At 32.0% G+C, this 15,655-nt stretch carries 17 protein-coding genes; 9 read left to right on the top strand and 8 right to left on the bottom strand.

Annotated elements, in window-relative coordinates:
* The 4 genes from CHB80_RS07640 to CHB80_RS07630 all read right to left on the bottom strand — a co-directional run bounded on the left by CHB80_RS07640 (nt 1) and on the right by CHB80_RS07630 (nt 4,348).
* Complete coding sequence (locus tag CHB80_RS07640) at nt 1–384, bottom strand: BlaI/MecI/CopY family transcriptional regulator (protein ID WP_089370863.1); 384 nt, start codon at nt 382–384, stop codon at nt 1–3.
* 450 nt (nt 385–834) lie between these two features.
* Nucleotides 835–984 carry a hypothetical protein gene (locus tag CHB80_RS24590; protein WP_179218109.1) on the bottom strand — a complete coding sequence of 50 codons (150 nt, stop codon included), beginning with the start codon at nt 982–984 and terminating at the stop codon, nt 835–837.
* 623 nt (nt 985–1,607) lie between these two features.
* Complete coding sequence (locus CHB80_RS07635) at nt 1,608–2,477, bottom strand: T9SS type A sorting domain-containing protein (RefSeq protein ID WP_089370862.1); 870 nt, start codon at nt 2,475–2,477, stop codon at nt 1,608–1,610.
* Between the two features lie 89 nt (nt 2,478–2,566).
* Nucleotides 2,567–4,348, bottom strand: a complete 1,782-nt coding sequence (locus tag CHB80_RS07630; protein ID WP_089370861.1) for an AraC family transcriptional regulator — start codon at nt 4,346–4,348, stop codon at nt 2,567–2,569.
* Nucleotides 4,349–4,578: 230 nt separating this feature from the next.
* On the opposite strand from CHB80_RS07630, the gene CHB80_RS07625 reads away from it, so the two are divergent.
* The 4 genes from CHB80_RS07625 to CHB80_RS07610 are packed head-to-tail and all read left to right on the top strand — an operon-like array spanning nt 4,579 to nt 6,911.
* Entirely contained in the window at nt 4,579–5,682 is a 1,104-nt protein-coding gene (locus CHB80_RS07625) for a serine hydrolase domain-containing protein (RefSeq protein ID WP_089370860.1), read from the top strand.
* Nucleotides 5,683–5,693: 11 nt separating this feature from the next.
* Nucleotides 5,694–6,023: a hypothetical protein gene (locus CHB80_RS07620; RefSeq protein WP_089370859.1), complete on the top strand. Its 330-nt coding sequence runs from the start codon at nt 5,694–5,696 to the stop codon at nt 6,021–6,023.
* On the top strand, nt 6,013–6,585 hold the full coding sequence (locus tag CHB80_RS07615; protein ID WP_089370858.1) for an RNA polymerase sigma factor: 573 nt from the start codon (nt 6,013–6,015) through the stop codon (nt 6,583–6,585). The genes CHB80_RS07620 and CHB80_RS07615 overlap by 11 nt, the downstream gene beginning before the upstream one ends.
* Nucleotides 6,582–6,911 (top strand): hypothetical protein, encoded by a 330-nt coding sequence (locus CHB80_RS07610; RefSeq protein ID WP_089370857.1) that lies wholly within the window; start codon nt 6,582–6,584, stop codon nt 6,909–6,911. The genes CHB80_RS07615 and CHB80_RS07610 overlap by 4 nt, the downstream gene beginning before the upstream one ends.
* A gap of 17 nt (nt 6,912–6,928) precedes the next feature.
* Here CHB80_RS07610 and CHB80_RS07605 read toward each other — a convergent pair whose 3' ends face one another.
* On the bottom strand, nt 6,929–8,542 hold the full coding sequence (locus CHB80_RS07605; RefSeq protein WP_089370856.1) for an FAD-dependent oxidoreductase: 1,614 nt from the start codon (nt 8,540–8,542) through the stop codon (nt 6,929–6,931).
* A 178-nt stretch (nt 8,543–8,720) separates the two neighbouring features.
* On the opposite strand from CHB80_RS07605, the gene CHB80_RS07600 reads away from it, so the two are divergent.
* Nucleotides 8,721–9,611 carry a phospholipase A gene (locus tag CHB80_RS07600; RefSeq protein WP_089370855.1) on the top strand — a complete coding sequence of 297 codons (891 nt, stop codon included), beginning with the start codon at nt 8,721–8,723 and terminating at the stop codon, nt 9,609–9,611.
* A 243-nt stretch (nt 9,612–9,854) separates the two neighbouring features.
* On the opposite strand, the gene CHB80_RS07595 is transcribed toward CHB80_RS07600, so the two are convergent.
* Complete coding sequence (locus CHB80_RS07595; RefSeq protein ID WP_089370854.1) at nt 9,855–10,211, bottom strand: hypothetical protein; 357 nt, start codon at nt 10,209–10,211, stop codon at nt 9,855–9,857.
* A 212-nt stretch (nt 10,212–10,423) separates the two neighbouring features.
* Here CHB80_RS07595 and CHB80_RS07590 point away from each other — a divergent pair, with 212 nt between their 5' ends.
* Entirely contained in the window at nt 10,424–11,320 is an 897-nt protein-coding gene (locus tag CHB80_RS07590) for a winged helix-turn-helix domain-containing protein (protein ID WP_089370853.1), read from the top strand.
* Nucleotides 11,321–11,382: 62 nt separating this feature from the next.
* Here the strand turns inward: CHB80_RS07590 and CHB80_RS07585 are convergent, their stop codons facing one another.
* Nucleotides 11,383–11,949 carry a YceI family protein gene (locus CHB80_RS07585; protein WP_089370852.1) on the bottom strand — a complete coding sequence of 189 codons (567 nt, stop codon included), beginning with the start codon at nt 11,947–11,949 and terminating at the stop codon, nt 11,383–11,385.
* 285 nt (nt 11,950–12,234) lie between these two features.
* On the opposite strand from CHB80_RS07585, the gene CHB80_RS07580 reads away from it, so the two are divergent.
* Nucleotides 12,235–12,558, top strand: a complete 324-nt coding sequence (locus CHB80_RS07580; RefSeq protein WP_089370851.1) for a hypothetical protein — start codon at nt 12,235–12,237, stop codon at nt 12,556–12,558.
* A gap of 58 nt (nt 12,559–12,616) precedes the next feature.
* Here CHB80_RS07580 and CHB80_RS07575 read toward each other — a convergent pair whose 3' ends face one another.
* Nucleotides 12,617–13,729 (bottom strand): acyltransferase family protein, encoded by a 1,113-nt coding sequence (locus CHB80_RS07575; protein ID WP_179218108.1) that lies wholly within the window; start codon nt 13,727–13,729, stop codon nt 12,617–12,619.
* Nucleotides 13,730–14,070: 341 nt separating this feature from the next.
* Here CHB80_RS07575 and CHB80_RS07570 point away from each other — a divergent pair, with 341 nt between their 5' ends.
* Nucleotides 14,071–15,129 (top strand): helix-turn-helix domain-containing protein, encoded by a 1,059-nt coding sequence (locus CHB80_RS07570; protein ID WP_188476169.1) that lies wholly within the window; start codon nt 14,071–14,073, stop codon nt 15,127–15,129.
* A 112-nt stretch (nt 15,130–15,241) separates the two neighbouring features.
* Nucleotides 15,242–15,655 carry a nuclear transport factor 2 family protein gene (locus CHB80_RS07565; RefSeq protein WP_229746868.1) on the top strand — a complete coding sequence of 138 codons (414 nt, stop codon included), beginning with the start codon at nt 15,242–15,244 and terminating at the stop codon, nt 15,653–15,655.

Here is a 15,655-nt window from a genome sequence, read left to right as displayed (position 1 = left end):
TTATTGATCATTTTCTTTTAAACGTTCAATCTTTTCTTCAATCATATGCTTCATTTTCTCCAACTCAGTTAGATTCATATCTTCTCCATCTGTAAAGGATAACGCAAACTTGCTCACCGAACCACTAAAAAAACTACCTATGATATCTTTAATATGTCTTTTAAAATAGACCTCTTTAGAAATAGTAGGGGAGTACTGTCTAATTTTTCCAAACGTTTCAAATTTTAAAAACTCTTTTTTTACTAATACTCGTACCACAGTAGAAATAGTAGTATAAGCGGGTTTAGGCTCAGGAAAAGCATCTACAATATCTTTAAGAAAGGCTTTTTCTAATCTCCATACATATTGCATGACTTGCTCTTCGGCTTTTGTAAGTTCTTTCATACTGCAAATATATAGTATTTTTGAACATATGACTATATTTATAGTCATACAACTATAAATATAGTCATAAAATAATGTAAACAATTATTTTACAGACATTTAAACAATGTTAAATTATACTTAACATTTTAATTTTTGAGTATACGCTTTCGCGAAAGCGTATAAAAGATTATAGAATATAGATCGCTTCTCTCGTAGAATATAGATTTATTTTGAATAGCACACCTTGACTTTTATTTTCTAGTAGGAAAACGGTTATGTTTTATTAAATTTTCATTTAAGTATTCCCTCCTAAGAAGGAGGGGTAGGGAGGTGTGAAACTATTGTAATATATAATTCATTATACGCTTTCGCGAAAGCGTATAAAAAAGATAAGAGATCAGCATATATACATATACTGATCTCTTTAAATACATATGTGTGGTGCTTACATATGTGAAAATGCTCAGATTAACAACAATACCCTCTTGGGCCACATGAAAGTCCAAAATAGCAATCGCTATCTGAATTACAGTATATCAAAATACCTCCATTAATGGTTGTTTGCTGTTTCTTATCCAATTCTTGGACACCTTCTACGTTTAAAATGTTTTTTAACATGATGAATTATTTTAAATGATTTTTATGTGATTTTTGTTTAAGACACTCACAATTAATGTCATTTAAAACTGATAGAACGTAAGTTGTATCAGAGTTACTGTTCTTTTTTGATATGATGATTACGCTTTTCTAGCAATCTACACATCTTCCATCTATGCATACCGTGCCTGGTCTGCATGAGATAAAGAAACAAGCGTTCATTCCACCATTAACTTTTAATTGCTCTGATTGTGCAATCGTTTTTACTCCTTTTAGTTTTTCAATGTTTTTTAACATAATAATTGATTTAAAAAATATAGTTATACTGCAAACAATTAAAGACACTTGCAGTGTATGTCTTTTACAATATTTCCAAGGATAGAAAGAGCTGAAAAATTGATAAAATTTCACCTCAAAACTTCTATCTCATACATTCAGCCCTTCCTTTTGTAAAATACCTTGAGTGTATTGCTGTAGGCGTTTTGAGGTGTGTTATATATATTTATTCAACATGCTTAACAAAGCAACATCATACATTATAATCAAATGCTTATCAGATGCTTACAATACCAAACTATAAAGAAATTGATTAGATAAAAAGAAAGGGAATAGCAGATTTATAAATTTGACATTCTTTTTAAAAATTACTTTTTCAATAAAGGTTTTGTATAGGTTTTATTTCCAATTTGTATTGTATAATAATATAGACCTGGAGATAAATCTGGATTTCTAAAATGATATAAGGTATGATTAGATTTTGTTTCTCCTAACTGGAGATTACTAGTATATAATTGAACTCCTGTAGTAGTATAAATACGTATTTGAGCATTTGCGTCCTTATCACTTATAATACTTTTGATATATAAATCTGACTGTATCGGATTAGGATATACCTCTATATCATTGTATTGAATAGGGGCTTGTGTTTGTGACTCATAGGGACTACTAAAATCTCGAACAAAAAAAGTTCCTCTAACGCCCGCTATTTTTGGACTTTCAGGTTCGCTATTAACATGATGAAGTTCAAAGATGAGTCTCTTTTCTCCAGGTTGCCAAAATATAAATTGCTGTTCATCTGTTTCTACTGGAAATCCATCTTCGTCATCTTCATCAATAGGAGGAATCACAATAGGTTTTAAACCGCCTTCGTGTGTTACCTGCGGATCATCAAATAGTGGGTAATTTTCTGAACCATCTACATAATCTAAAAAACGTACTTCAAATTCTAACGGCGCTACAGGTGTTATAGAAGAATCATAATCTAATAGTACACGGAATCCAACTTTATCATTGAGATTAAAATGATTATGGGCATGGTATCTACCAAGTCTAAGCGAGTACTTTTGTTCTAATCCTATAACTCCATTAGATTGTACAACTAACGTATCTTCAATATGCAATATCACATTATATCGGTGGATATAAGAACTTGATGGTGCAATTATATTTTCTTGAGAATTTGTTTTGATTACCACACATAAACATGTGATAATTAATAAGATGAAATTTTTCATGAGATTAAAATTTTAAGGTGAATTCAAATATACAGATCACCTAATAGCAGTATGAATCTCAAAAAATCAAATTTATAAATTTGACATTTTTATTGGTCATTTTCAGAAGTTAATTGCTTGATGTAATAGGAAGGAGTTAAGCCCGTATATGTTTTAAAAGCTTTGGTAAAGGTATTAATACTTTTATACCCAATTTCTTCTGAAATTGCTTTTAATGTATAGGCTCTAAACTTAGTGTTTTCCTTGAGTTGTATCAATACATACTTAATTCTAAGCTCATTTAAATATTGATTAAATGATTGTTTTTTATAGGTATTTAAAGTCTTTGATAGATAGGTTGTATTTGTATCTATACGCTTTGCGGTGGTATATAAATTACAATCTAATTCAATAAAGAAATTTGAGGCTTCTAATGCCTTTAACTTCTCCATTATTTCCTCAACCCGATGATCTTTTACTGAAAATTCATCCCTTTTGACAACTATGGGTGTCGGATCATTAGATGTAACCTCTTGTAAACTATCAATAATCGCTTTAAATTTCTTCTCATTTGTTTTTATTTTCTGCTTGTATAATACATACATTACTACAAATAAGATAAATAAAATAGCGGCTATAACTATCGCAACTTTCTTTCTAAACTCCTGCTTTGTTTTTTCAACATCCAATTGCTTATTAGAATCTTCTAATGCTTTTACATCATTATCAAATAACAGATCTCGGGTTTTTGTTTGATTTTCTAATTGTAATTTGTTCAGTAAATTACTTTTATTTAAAAATTCTAACTGTAGATCTTTATCCCCTTGTATTTCTGCAATTTTAATCCCTAGATCATACATTTTTAAAATCTTATCGGTCTTATAATTAGTACCTATCAACTCAAAATTATGTTGTAACAATTCCATGGCTTTATCGTATTCCTGAATACCATAAAAGCATTGTGACAAGTAAAAGTTTGCGAGTAATAGATTTGTATACGTATCGTTATAGGACTCCTCAAGTAGTGTTTTTGTCTTTTCTAAGTAATCAATCGCTTTCTGGTATTGGCCTTTTTCAGAAAATACATGTCCGATATTAAGGTAAAAATCTCCATTGTAATTAGATAAATTATATTCTTTTGCTAACTCAAGCCCTTTCTCATAGGTTTGTAAACTTTCATCTAAATATCCTAGCTCTTCTTGACTTTTCCCTTTACCTAATAAAGTACTCAAGTACGTTTGGTTGTACACAGGACTATCTTTTAAATCGTCATTATCCAAAAGCGTAAGTGTCGTTGTGTATACATCAAGTGCTTCTTGATATCGCCCTAATTTTATTCGGATATTACTAATATTTGCAAGGCATAAAAGTTCATTAGTTTTATGATCTCTTATTCTTGAAAGTCTTAATGCCTCTTGGTAGGGTTCTAATGACTTATCGTAAATACCCAATTGAAAATAAATACTCCCTAATAACACATTGCTTTTAACAATATTAGTAGTATCCTTGATTGTTGTAGCGGCTTCTAGAGCAGTTTTAGTATAACTTACCGCATTTCTGTACTCAGCTAGGTCGTTATAATAATATCCCAATCTGTATGCTGCATACGTCTGAATTTTATAATCATTTTCAACAACACCTCTTTCTAAAAATAACTTCTGATAGGCAATTGCCCGTACGGTGTCATTTTCTTCTCTTACAGTTTTATTAAGAAATCGTACGACCTCTCTTAAAGAATCTGATGTAGAGATAAATGCTTTTGTACTATCAGGAATCGCCGTAGATCGGTCCTGTGCTTCAATTGAATATGTAAAAAAAAGAAATATACTTAAAATAAAAATCTTATGGTACATAGCTGATACGTAAATGGTTACTTTAATAAATAGACGCATAAAATTTTAAGATGTATCAATTTTAGGATAAAAAAATAGATGAATACTCATAATTTAGACCTAAAACTACATAAACACCTGTTGAAATCATAATAAATACGCTTTCGCGAAAGCGTATAAACACTTAATAATCTTTGAATTATAAAAATTTGTAACCTTTTAAAAAGTCGTCTTGTCAAATACATGTGAATTCGCAATAACTAAGTTACTCACATTAAAAATTTAACGAGATGATTACATTTTTTAAAAATATACAGCATTACCTATTTATACTTCTTTGTTTAGGAATAACTACACATAGCACAGCACAAACCTTTAAGGGATCTGATGGAAGAACAATCACTACTTCAGAGTTGAATGCACATATTAAAAAAGCAATGGATTCTATTGGATTACCAGGGCTTTCTATTGCTATCGTAAATGAAGATAAAATTGTGTATCACAATACATTTGGTGTCACCAATCTAAAAACACAAAAACCTGTTACTAAACAGACTATTTTTGAAGGTGCTTCATTATCAAAGCCATTATTTGCATATTTTATTATGAAAATGGTTGAAAAAGGAGAGTTAGATCTAGATAAACCTATATATCCCTATCTAAAATCTATCTTCCCAAAAGATGCTGTTGCTCCAGATTCATTTCAAGCATATACAACATTAACACCTCGTATTATATTATCACATGGTACAGGAATAGAAAATTGGGTAAAAAATGGGCCTATAAAAATTGCATTTACTCCAGGTACTGACTTTTCATATTCAGGAGAAGCGTATCAGCACTTAGGAGCCGCATTTGGAACCAAACAAGAAATAGGCTGGGGAAGTGCTTTAGATACACTTTTCTTAAAAGAAGCGGCACATCCTATAGGTATGGATCGAAGTTTTTATACTTGGAATGATATCCTAGAACAAAATGTAGCTACAGGTCATATGGATGGAAAAGTAAACACAGAAATACATAGAGATAAAAATGTAGGACCTGGGTATAGTTTACAAACAGATGCAGAGGATTATGCACGATTCTTAATAGAGATGATGTACCCAAAAAATATTAAAGAGTCTACACGTGATCTCATGCTTACAGAACACAATCACTTTAAGCCTGGTAATAAACTTATAAAGGAAACAGGCCAAACAGGTTGGGGATTAGGTTTTGCACAAAAGCCTACTCCATATGGACTCATGCACTTACACACTGGTAATAATCACGACTTCCAAGCATATACCATGTTTATACCAGACCAAAAATATGGATTTGTTATGTTTGGAAATTCAAATAACTTATTCCCATTACTAGAAACGATAGAAGAATTATTAGGAGAACACTTTTAAAATAAAAACAGATGAAAGATTTAAATGAATTAGTAGGATTTAGTGTCATTATAGTAGCCTTATTACTCATTGTGTTTATCATAGCCAGATATACATACTTAGTAAAGAAAATGATGATAGAGAAAGGAGTGTATTTAGAAAATAAAGCAACTAAATTTAAATATTTAGATATAGGGTGTATCGTATTTGGATTAGGCATTGGACTATTTGTCTCTTCCATATTTACAACAATGGATTTATTAGAAGACACCATGGATTTATTAGTATGGGGAACCATTTTAGTATTTGGTGCAGCAGGGTTAATTGTAGCACATTTTATCAGAAAGAGACTTGAAAAATAATCCTACACATAAGGATTACGAGTTAATCAGAAAAGCTATAGAGGGAGATACAGCTGCTTTTAGACAATTGGTATATGCGCATAAAGATGTATCACTCTCCTTAGCTGTTTCTATAATTAAAGACCCAGTAATAGCTGAAGATATACTACAAGATGTGTTTGTAAAAGTATATCATAAACTAAACACCTTTACATTTAAAGCAGCTTTTACAACCTGGTTATATAGAATTGTGGTAAATACTTGTTACAATGAGTTACAAAAGAAAAAATACCATATCTCTATAAATAATACACAAGAAGCCTACATGCTACCATCTACATCAGATACATCCATCAAGGAGGCTGATCAAAAAAAGTATATACAGCTTGCATTACAACAATTAAAACCAGAAGAATCTTTAGTACTACGTCTTTTTTATTTATGTGAACTCTCTATTAAAGAAATAGAAAGCATTACACGTTTTAAAACATCAAAAGTAAAAGTATTACTACATAGAGGAAGAGGAAATATTCATTTCCAATTAAAACAATTATTAGGAGACGATTTAAACTATTTATTATGAAAGAAGAATCACTTAAAAAAATCATGCAAAAAAGTACATTAGAGACTTCTGATGACTTTATCAACAACCTTATGGATACCATTGAAGTATCTAAACAGCAACAAAAAATACGTTTTTGGAATTCCTACAAATTTACGCTCATTACTACACTTATACTTATTATACCTGCGACAGGTCTTTTATTTAGACTATTACGTCAAGAGAGTGCTGTATTAAGCATATTTAAGAATATTCCTATCACACCAATGTTTGTTGCAATTACACTTCTTCTTTTATATATGATTAATACTATTATTAAACTTCAAGAGACTTCAAAAAATGTATGATATTATAAATAAGCAACTTAATTTATAAGAGGTATACTCATTTCAAAATTAAATAGGTTTTCACGATCATAAGTTGTTTTTATATCTCGTAGTTTTTCTAGTTTTTCTTGATAGTAAATCTCTAACAGTTGCAATCGTCCTTCGGGAGTTTCTGGATGTGGCACCAGTAATTGGTCTATAAAATTAATAAATGCACCTTCAATTTGCGATAATAGACTCTTTCTAAAATCTGCTACCCATTGTACATACGCTTTATTACGATCTACATTAGTAAACGCATTCCCTGCATCATCCCACCAACATTGTATTTGTAATAGATATGGTTTCATAGGAAATGTAAATACTCTTTTTTCTGGATTTTCTGTTACTGCTCCTCCTAAGCAATGAAAACTCATATATCTATTTACATCTATGTAAAAACACGTACGCCCTAAATAGTTATATATTGACTCTACAAGTAGATGATGCTCCATATCTGTAGTTGCTTTTGGAAACCCAGATGTGACTTTATGAGGATGGGGTCTATCACAAGTAGAAGAAGGTGCATCAGGTAATACACGATAGTCACGATCACCACAAGTAGTAATAGAAGCTGTATTAATAGATGCTGTAGGATTTACAAAATCTGAAATGATACTTTGATGCCTAGAAAGTGATGCATCACTCTTTTCTATACTTACATTACTTTTTGTAAGTTGATTATGGTGCTTTTCTTGTAAAGAAACAAAATCACATTCTTCCGGAATAAGATCTCCAAAATATGTTCGTAATAAGGTAATTAATGCCTCTTTAGTTCCATAAAAAAGCCCCCCCATACGTGTGTGTACAGCGCTCACATGTCCTTCAGGAAGTACGGCATCACCTGGATCTGCGACCATCATCCCACAAGCAGTAGATAAAGCAGGATCTAATTCATTTAGATTTCCGTGAAGTACCGTCCATAGTTTCATAACATTGACGGCATTTTCACCATTTTTCCATAATAAAGAAAAGGAAGTGGTAACCTTTCCTAGAGACGATAATTTAAATCGAAAACGAGTAACAACACCAAAATTTCCACCGCCACCACCTTTAAGTGCCCAAAACAAATCAGGCATATTAATAGGAGATGGATATACAATAGTACCATCTGCAAGAATGAGTTCACATTCTAATACAGAGTCGCAGGTCATTCCATATTTTCTAATAGAAAGTCCCCATCCGCCACCTTGAGTTAATCCGCCTACATTTACAGACTGGCAGCCTCCTCCGGGTATAATCTGACCTCGTTTTTCCAACTCTTCATAAACTTTCCCCAATTGTTTACCTACAGGAATCCAAGCATGATCGTGATCTATATATTCAATGGTATCCATCTCTGATAAATCAATAATAATCACTCCATTTCCAGAACTCATCCCTTCATGTTGATGCCCTCCAGAACGTACTCTAAATGGCACATCAAAATCGCGGCAAAAATGAATACAAAACTGTACATGACTCGCATTACTACAATAAGCAATACTCGTTGGCATATGACCAAATCGCGTATTAGAAATTACACGTGCATATTGATATAATGGATCTCCTATTGAAATAATTCTAAGATCATTGGGAGCTTTATTTACAAACTCTTCTCTATATTTTTCCATAAGATACTGTTGAAATGGTTAATAACCCATGTAAGATATAAAATGTAATCGTTTGTCAAATAGAATATTATAATAAATAGTATTTCAGAAATAGTTTTTTGAAAGTTTCCGCTTTCGCGAAAGCGTATACAACAGATATACCTTTATTTTTGCATAAAATTATAGTTGAATACCATCCATGAGAATCTTTATTTTTTTTATTATTGGTCTTATTTCGAGTCATAGTATAGGACAATCGTTATTTCATAATAACGGAAGTAGCCTCTCTGAGCGTTGGCTTATTCAAAACGACAGTACCAAGCTCTTTAAAATCACCCCTTACAAGCCTGTATATATACTTTTTGCAAATTACACTACCGCTATAAATAATCTTCCTTCAAGTGATAATCCATTAAACCGAGTAGCTACACCGACAGAATTTTTGGATACAGAACTTAAATTTCAATTAAGTTTTAAATCCAGAGCTATCAAAAACCTTTTTGGAGATAAAGTAGGAGGAGACCTATGGATAGGGTATACCCAATCATCTCGATGGCAATTATATAGTGCCAATATTTCTAGGCCATTCAGAGAAACCAATTATGAACCAGAATTAATGCTTGTTTTTCACACACCATATCAACTATTTGGTTTTAATGCTGTCTTGAGTGGCATCGGAATTAATCATGAAAGTAACGGGAGATCAAATCCCTTTTCAAGAAGTTGGAATCGAGTTGTATTACAGTTTGGATGGGAACGCCCTTCCTGGAGTATTGTATTACGCCCATGGTGGCGTATTCCTGAAGATCGTATTGAAGATAATAATCCAGATATACAAGATTATGTGGGACGCACAGAATTACTCACCGTTTTTTCAAAAGGGAAACATGATGTGAGCATACTAGCAAAACATTCTTTACGTGGTGGTCGTAAAAATAGAGGAAGTGTGAGACTAGATTACGCATTTCAGCTGTTAGATAATTTACAAATACAAGCACAGATTTTTCATGGATATGGAGAAAACTTAATAGATTACAATCATAAACAAACTACGTTTGGATTGGGAATTTCATTAATACAATGGCAGTAAATACATATATGTAAAGTGTTATACTGCTGTTATATTTTTTGTTAACCAGCATGTATTAAAAGGATTATGTGTACTTTTACCCTGTCCTCTTTATTTTGATTCATATTTTGATTAGTAACTAAATAAGATATCTAAACGGGGGATAAGCAAAGCCTATTATAGGCTTTGCTTTTTTATTAAAAAAAAATCTGGCAGAAGTTTTACTCCCACCAGATCTTAGTGTTTGCTACATTATGGTACTCATCACGATGCAGCGATTTCTGGTTTATGCAAACTCACGACAATAAGTACAGCCGCCCCATTAATTAAGTAGTAGTACATATCTATTCCCTCGAATGATAGAACGAAAGGAGCTAGAAGGAACACAACTGCCACAGCAAAGTCTACAATCAAGTGCATCTTATAGGATACTACTTTAAATGCACCCAAATGGTGGTCTGTTAATAGGGTTAAAATGAATGCTGCAATTCCGGTTGCTACAGAAAGTTGAAGGGCTAATGGATTAGAGCTTCCCAAACCTAATACGAAAGGAAGTACCATTAATGCAATAGCCACTGGATAATCTAAAAATGCGTGTATTCTTTTTGTTACAAATTTCATGTCTTTTTTTGTTTTTTATTAATAATAATTTGAGTACTTAATAATACAATGCAAAGATGCGAGCATAGAAGATGTATGTTACTACAAGAAAATCCCTAAAAATTGTACTTTTTTAAAATCAGCTATTTTTTAAGCATAAAAAAGTGTCAAAAAAGTGTAAAAGAAATGTCAATCGCTACAAAAAGTCAAGAATTTACAAGTTATTTGCAACTATGACATTCAAAAGAAAACATGCCTATCTCGGAGCTGCTTTTATAGTACTAACAACTATACTCTGGCTTTTTTTTGCACCAGATCACCAAGAGGTAAATTTTTCTGAAAGAGTAAAAATTTCTTTACGGGATGTGGGAAATCAATTATTATTAGAAAATCAAGACAGTACCTCTTTAGTACTTCCTGTAATTGAAATAGACCAGTTAAATTACGAATTGTCTTTTGAACGTTCCCTAGCTATAGCACCTAATACAATTGTAACGATCGTAAAGGAATCTTTTAAAAGAGCAGAACTGCCTAAAAAGTATCTTATAGAAGTTGTGCAATGTAAAGATCAGGAAGTTGCGTATAGTTATTCTATTTTTAATGATGTAGAACGAGATATTGTTCCATGTGCAAATAGAATTTTACCAGAAAACTGTTTTACAATAAAAGCGCAATTTATAGAAAACCCACCACCTTTTTTGAGTAAATCACAACGCTTGATCCTATTGTGTATACTCTTTGTAATGCTCATTGCTTTAGCGTATTGGAAAGATATTTTTATACGCTTTCGCGAAAGCGGACTAAGTAACAATGATCATACAAATAACAATACGCATACCTCTATTGGAATTTTTAAATTTTATCCCGATCAAAACAAACTGGTAAAAGAAGCACTAGAAATTGGGCTTTCGAAAAAGGAATGTGAATTATTAGCCATTTTTGTATCACAACCTAATCAAGTGATTAAACGCGATGAGCTTACCAAGAGAGTTTGGGAAGATAATGGAGTCATTGTAGGAAGAAGCTTAGATACGTATATCTCAAAACTTCGTAAAAAACTAAAAGACGATACTTCTATTAAGATTACCAATGTACATGGAGTAGGGTATAAGCTAGAGATAAATTACTGATGATTTCTTTCTTAAACGCAAAGCGAAAAATCAAAGAAAGAAATCATCAATAAATTGGTATTTTAAAAATATAACTCAGCTCTAAACTCAACAGCATCAGAGATTGCTTTATCTTTTGCTTTGTTATTATAGGTAATTCCCCATCGTGTACGATCAATTTTAAAATGTGCTTTCATCGTCTTTTTAATCCCGTCTATATCAGCATAAAATTTGATATTTTGTGTAATTCCTTTTATAGTAAGATCTGCATATATTTCGTGAGTATTGGTATTTGGATAATACGTAACCGAAGTAAATACAATGCGGGCTTCAGGAAATTTGTAAACATCAAAAAAATCAGGATCTTTTAGATGCTTAATAGGGCCTTTATGATCACTATTAGGCACATTATCTATGGATAGCATATTGATAACAAAAGAACCTCCCGTAATTTGATCATCTATTGTAGTGAGTTCGCCTTGTTTAAAATAGACGACACCATTGTGTTCACTTATATTGAATGTATAAGAACCTTTCCAGTGAAGGACACTTTTTTGATGATCTAAGGCGTGGGTTGCAGCTTTGTTTTGTACTTGACTAGTAACCATAGTACTAGTGAGAATCATAAGAGTAATAAATAGTTTTTGCATAATGATTTAATTTTGAGATAAAACTAAATCCAACTACCTACAAAAATGTCAAAACGATGCAAAAGAAGTGTCAACAGATGTAAAAGTTATCTCAATAAAAATGAAAACTGTAAAAATACATCGGGAATGCTGTACAAGTCATAAATCACATCAACTACAAAAACCACACTAAACACTGATATAAAGCAAGTTACATGCTAAATAAATTGTCCAGTATTATAATCCTTTACTCATTTCGTTTCATTGATAAATACATTTGAACTATAACCATAAAATTTTATTCTTATGAAAAAATTAATTGTTTTAGTGATGGTATTTGTAGGTATGAATTCTTTTTACACAAACCCATCTTTCGAAAATTGTTCAGATGATGAAATTGAAGCGATGATCATTTCAGATTTTGAAGTATTAGAAAAAGCAACGAGAGATGCAAAGAGTCTAGCATCGTTGCAAGCGTTCAAAAAAACACTCTTAAAAAAGGAGAATCGCTCTTCGGGTTGTTTTACGCATTGTTATAATGAGTTTGTAGAGTGTGTAAATACCACATCTTTACCTATTTCCCAATGCATGGTAGCATTTAGAGAATGTCGTAGAGCCTGTCCATTTTAATGAATATTAAACCCTGTATACACGTTTAGTAGGTGCTTATTAAATGTGTATACAGGGTTTACTTATTTTTCATTCCAAACAGAAAACGCAAGATTTTAAAGGGATATACGATATATCTATATATAAAAACAATTACGATAAAAGAACTAAGCGCAAGTACTAAAAGCTTTACAGGAATATTCCAAGGTTGTTGTATCACATAATATCCAATCACAATAAGTACTGTCTGATGTAATATATAGAATGGATAGATCGCCTCATTACATTTGGTAAGCAAAGCACTAGGTTTTGATAACCAAATTTGTCCGTACCCCAATAGCGTACAGATAACACTCCAACTTACCAAAGCACTAACTCCATACCAAATACGCCATCGTGTAGAGAGTTCCCAATACGAACTGGCTATATCATTTGGCATAAAATAATACGCATAAAACACTAGGATTGCCATAAGGGTTAATAAAAGATTCGTTTTTCGATACTTCTTTAATGATTCCCAAACGGTAGGTGTTCCTGCAAATAGAATCCCCATAACAAAGAAATACCCATAAAATAAAGTAGAAGAAAGATTTGTAATCGCCTTATCATCTTCTGGATAGTAGTGTTTTGCTACGATTTTTATAATGATAAGCGGGAGTACGAATGCAAACATTCCTAATCGTTTAGAAGTAAATACAGTGATAGCATTCTTATATCGTACCGCATGCTTAGATCGTACAAACAAAACGAGAGGAATACTTAATACCGATAAGTAAAATAGGTTTTCAATAAACCAAAGGTGATTTACTTCTATATGATCAAAAATTCCTTTGTAAAAGTTACTGTAGGATGTGTAGGTATTTATGTGCTCTATATACGTTTGTGGTGGTACAATGACAAATACGCCAAAAATCAACGGAATCAATAAACGTAAAGCGCGTTCTTTTATAAATTGCAACCAGCTGCGTTTTGAAAACGCAAAAACAGTTCCAATTCCAGAGATTATAAATAGTAATGGAAGCCTAAATTGTTCAAAAAACACCATGATATCATCTAACAATTTACTGGAGGATGGATTCATAATATGAAACCCATCCCCGTTAAAAGGCATCCCAATATGATGTAGGAAAACTAGAAAGATGGAGATTACACGCCACCAATCTAAGTCATAACGTCGTTGTGTTTTTTGCATAGTGCTCATTTGATTGATCTTGTAAAACTATACCTTTTAGAAAGGTATACCTAGCAATTACAGGCGAATGGCGTTAGAATGTCGGGTGATTGACAGAGACTCGATACGACGATACACCTACAAGAAATAAAATGTATGTGCTATTCGTAATGATACTTTATACGCTTTCGCGAAAGCGTACTTCTGAAATTCACGACCATAGAGAGAGCGAAGCGATAAAGCGTACTTCTGAGATTCACGACCATAAGGAGAGCGAAGCGATAAAGCGTATGAATAGAGAATTTAAGAATGATAAAAACTGAATGAACAATGATTATATTTGTGATACTAACGCCTTACATTTGGAATTCAGTAAAAACGTATTATTCTTTTTTAGTGCCTTAGGTGCTTTTAATGGGCTTTTTCTAAGTCTCTATTTTGGACTTTTAATAAAGAATAGGAGTAGAGCCACCTATTTTCTTGCGGCCCTGTTATTTGTGATTAGTGTACGTGTTACTAAGTCTGTATTTCTTTCTTTCTATCCAGGTACCTCAACTGTATTTATAAGTGTAGGACTTGCTGCCTGCTTTTTAATAGGTCCCTTTTTATATCTCTATACCAGAATTGCGATACACCCACAAAAGGTGAAACAATGGAATTGGTTACTCCATATTATCCCTGTACTCATTTTTATGATTATTATTAGTAGTTTATATCCATATAGTGAATATAAACATCTTTGGTGGCGTAGACCTCCTAGAATATTTGGAGTGATTTTAAGTACGCAATGGATTCTATATACAGTCGCTGCTATCTATCAAGCTAGAGGAGCTTTTAAAACTCTTTTTGATAAAAACAAAAAGATTACCACCTTAGATTTCTGGATTCTTAATATCGTTATTGGTGGGTTTATTATTTGGCTAGCTTATAATACAACAACATATACATCATATATCGTTGGAGCTTTATCCTTTTCTTTTACATTTTATATCACACTTATCATCTGGATTATAAAACGCAGAAAAAGTACGCTTACTTTTTTAACGCCTACTGTAAAATATGCTAATAAAAAGATTACCGAAGAAAAAGCGTCTTCTATGGCTGATAAGTTGGAAGAGTTATTCAAACAACAGCAAATTCATCGAAACCCGAATTTAAAACTCTCTGATGTTGCCGCTCAATTAGAAGTGACACCGCACCAACTTTCGCAATATCTAAATGACAATGTAGGATTGAGTTTTTCAAATTATATCAATACCTATCGTATCCAAACAGCAACACAATTAATTCAAACGAATACACTCTTAACTTTAGAAGCTATAGGAAATGAATGTGGTTTTAAATCAAATTCATCTTTCTACACGGCATTTAAAAAAAACCAAGGAATGACTCCTTCTCAGTTTAAAAAATCCCTTTCATAAGGTGTTTTTTTCTACAGAATTATAAATTCACAGATCATCAAGGTATTTATACACTTGATTTTTTAAGGATTCTTATAGATTCGTAGTTGAATCAATCTTTTAAAAACGATCTATGAAAAATCCATATCTAATACTGCTTTTCATGCTTTGTGTTCAAATAAGTTTTGCTCAAACAGATAAAGAACAGATTAAAGAAACCCTTCTACATTATATAGAAGGCACTGCCAATGGTTCTCCTGAACGGATTAAAAAAGCATTTCACAAAGATCTTAATCTTTACAGTGTTTCTAATGATACATTGAGTATCACTAATGGACAGAAATATATTAGTTATTTTAGAGAAGGGCAGAAGCGAGATAGAGTAGGCAAAATCATATCTATAGATGTAGTAAATAATGCTGCCATAGCAAAAGTAGAAATAGATGTTCCTAGTAGAAACCGATTGTATACGGACTATATGATGCTTCTAAAAGTAGCGGGACAATGGAAAATTATCCATAAATCATATACTTCTGAAAACTACTAA

Source organism: Dokdonia pacifica (genome assembly GCF_900188275.1).
GTDB lineage: Bacteria > Bacteroidota > Bacteroidia > Flavobacteriales > Flavobacteriaceae > Dokdonia > Dokdonia pacifica.
The sequence above is the reverse complement of the archived record's forward strand: the minus strand, read 5'-3'. Positions and strand labels throughout refer to the sequence as shown.

Coding starts and splice junctions, on each gene's coding strand:
- CHB80_RS07640 (WP_089370863.1), bottom strand. CDS start 384: ATGAAAGAACTTACAAAAGCCGAAGAGCAAGTCATGCAATATGTATGG.
- CHB80_RS24590 (WP_179218109.1), bottom strand. CDS start 984: ATGTTAAAAAACATTTTAAACGTAGAAGGTGTCCAAGAATTGGATAAG.
- CHB80_RS07635 (WP_089370862.1), bottom strand. CDS start 2,477: ATGAAAAATTTCATCTTATTAATTATCACATGTTTATGTGTGGTAATC.
- CHB80_RS07630 (WP_089370861.1), bottom strand. CDS start 4,348: ATGCGTCTATTTATTAAAGTAACCATTTACGTATCAGCTATGTACCAT.
- CHB80_RS07625 (WP_089370860.1), top strand. CDS start 4,579: ATGATTACATTTTTTAAAAATATACAGCATTACCTATTTATACTTCTT.
- CHB80_RS07620 (WP_089370859.1), top strand. CDS start 5,694: ATGAAAGATTTAAATGAATTAGTAGGATTTAGTGTCATTATAGTAGCC.
- CHB80_RS07610 (WP_089370857.1), top strand. CDS start 6,582: ATGAAAGAAGAATCACTTAAAAAAATCATGCAAAAAAGTACATTAGAG.
- CHB80_RS07605 (WP_089370856.1), bottom strand. CDS start 8,542: ATGGAAAAATATAGAGAAGAGTTTGTAAATAAAGCTCCCAATGATCTT.
- CHB80_RS07600 (WP_089370855.1), top strand. CDS start 8,721: ATGAGAATCTTTATTTTTTTTATTATTGGTCTTATTTCGAGTCATAGT.
- CHB80_RS07595 (WP_089370854.1), bottom strand. CDS start 10,211: ATGAAATTTGTAACAAAAAGAATACACGCATTTTTAGATTATCCAGTG.
- CHB80_RS07590 (WP_089370853.1), top strand. CDS start 10,424: ATGACATTCAAAAGAAAACATGCCTATCTCGGAGCTGCTTTTATAGTA.
- CHB80_RS07585 (WP_089370852.1), bottom strand. CDS start 11,949: ATGCAAAAACTATTTATTACTCTTATGATTCTCACTAGTACTATGGTT.
- CHB80_RS07580 (WP_089370851.1), top strand. CDS start 12,235: ATGAAAAAATTAATTGTTTTAGTGATGGTATTTGTAGGTATGAATTCT.
- CHB80_RS07575 (WP_179218108.1), bottom strand. CDS start 13,729: ATGCAAAAAACACAACGACGTTATGACTTAGATTGGTGGCGTGTAATC.
- CHB80_RS07565 (WP_229746868.1), top strand. CDS start 15,242: ATGAAAAATCCATATCTAATACTGCTTTTCATGCTTTGTGTTCAAATA.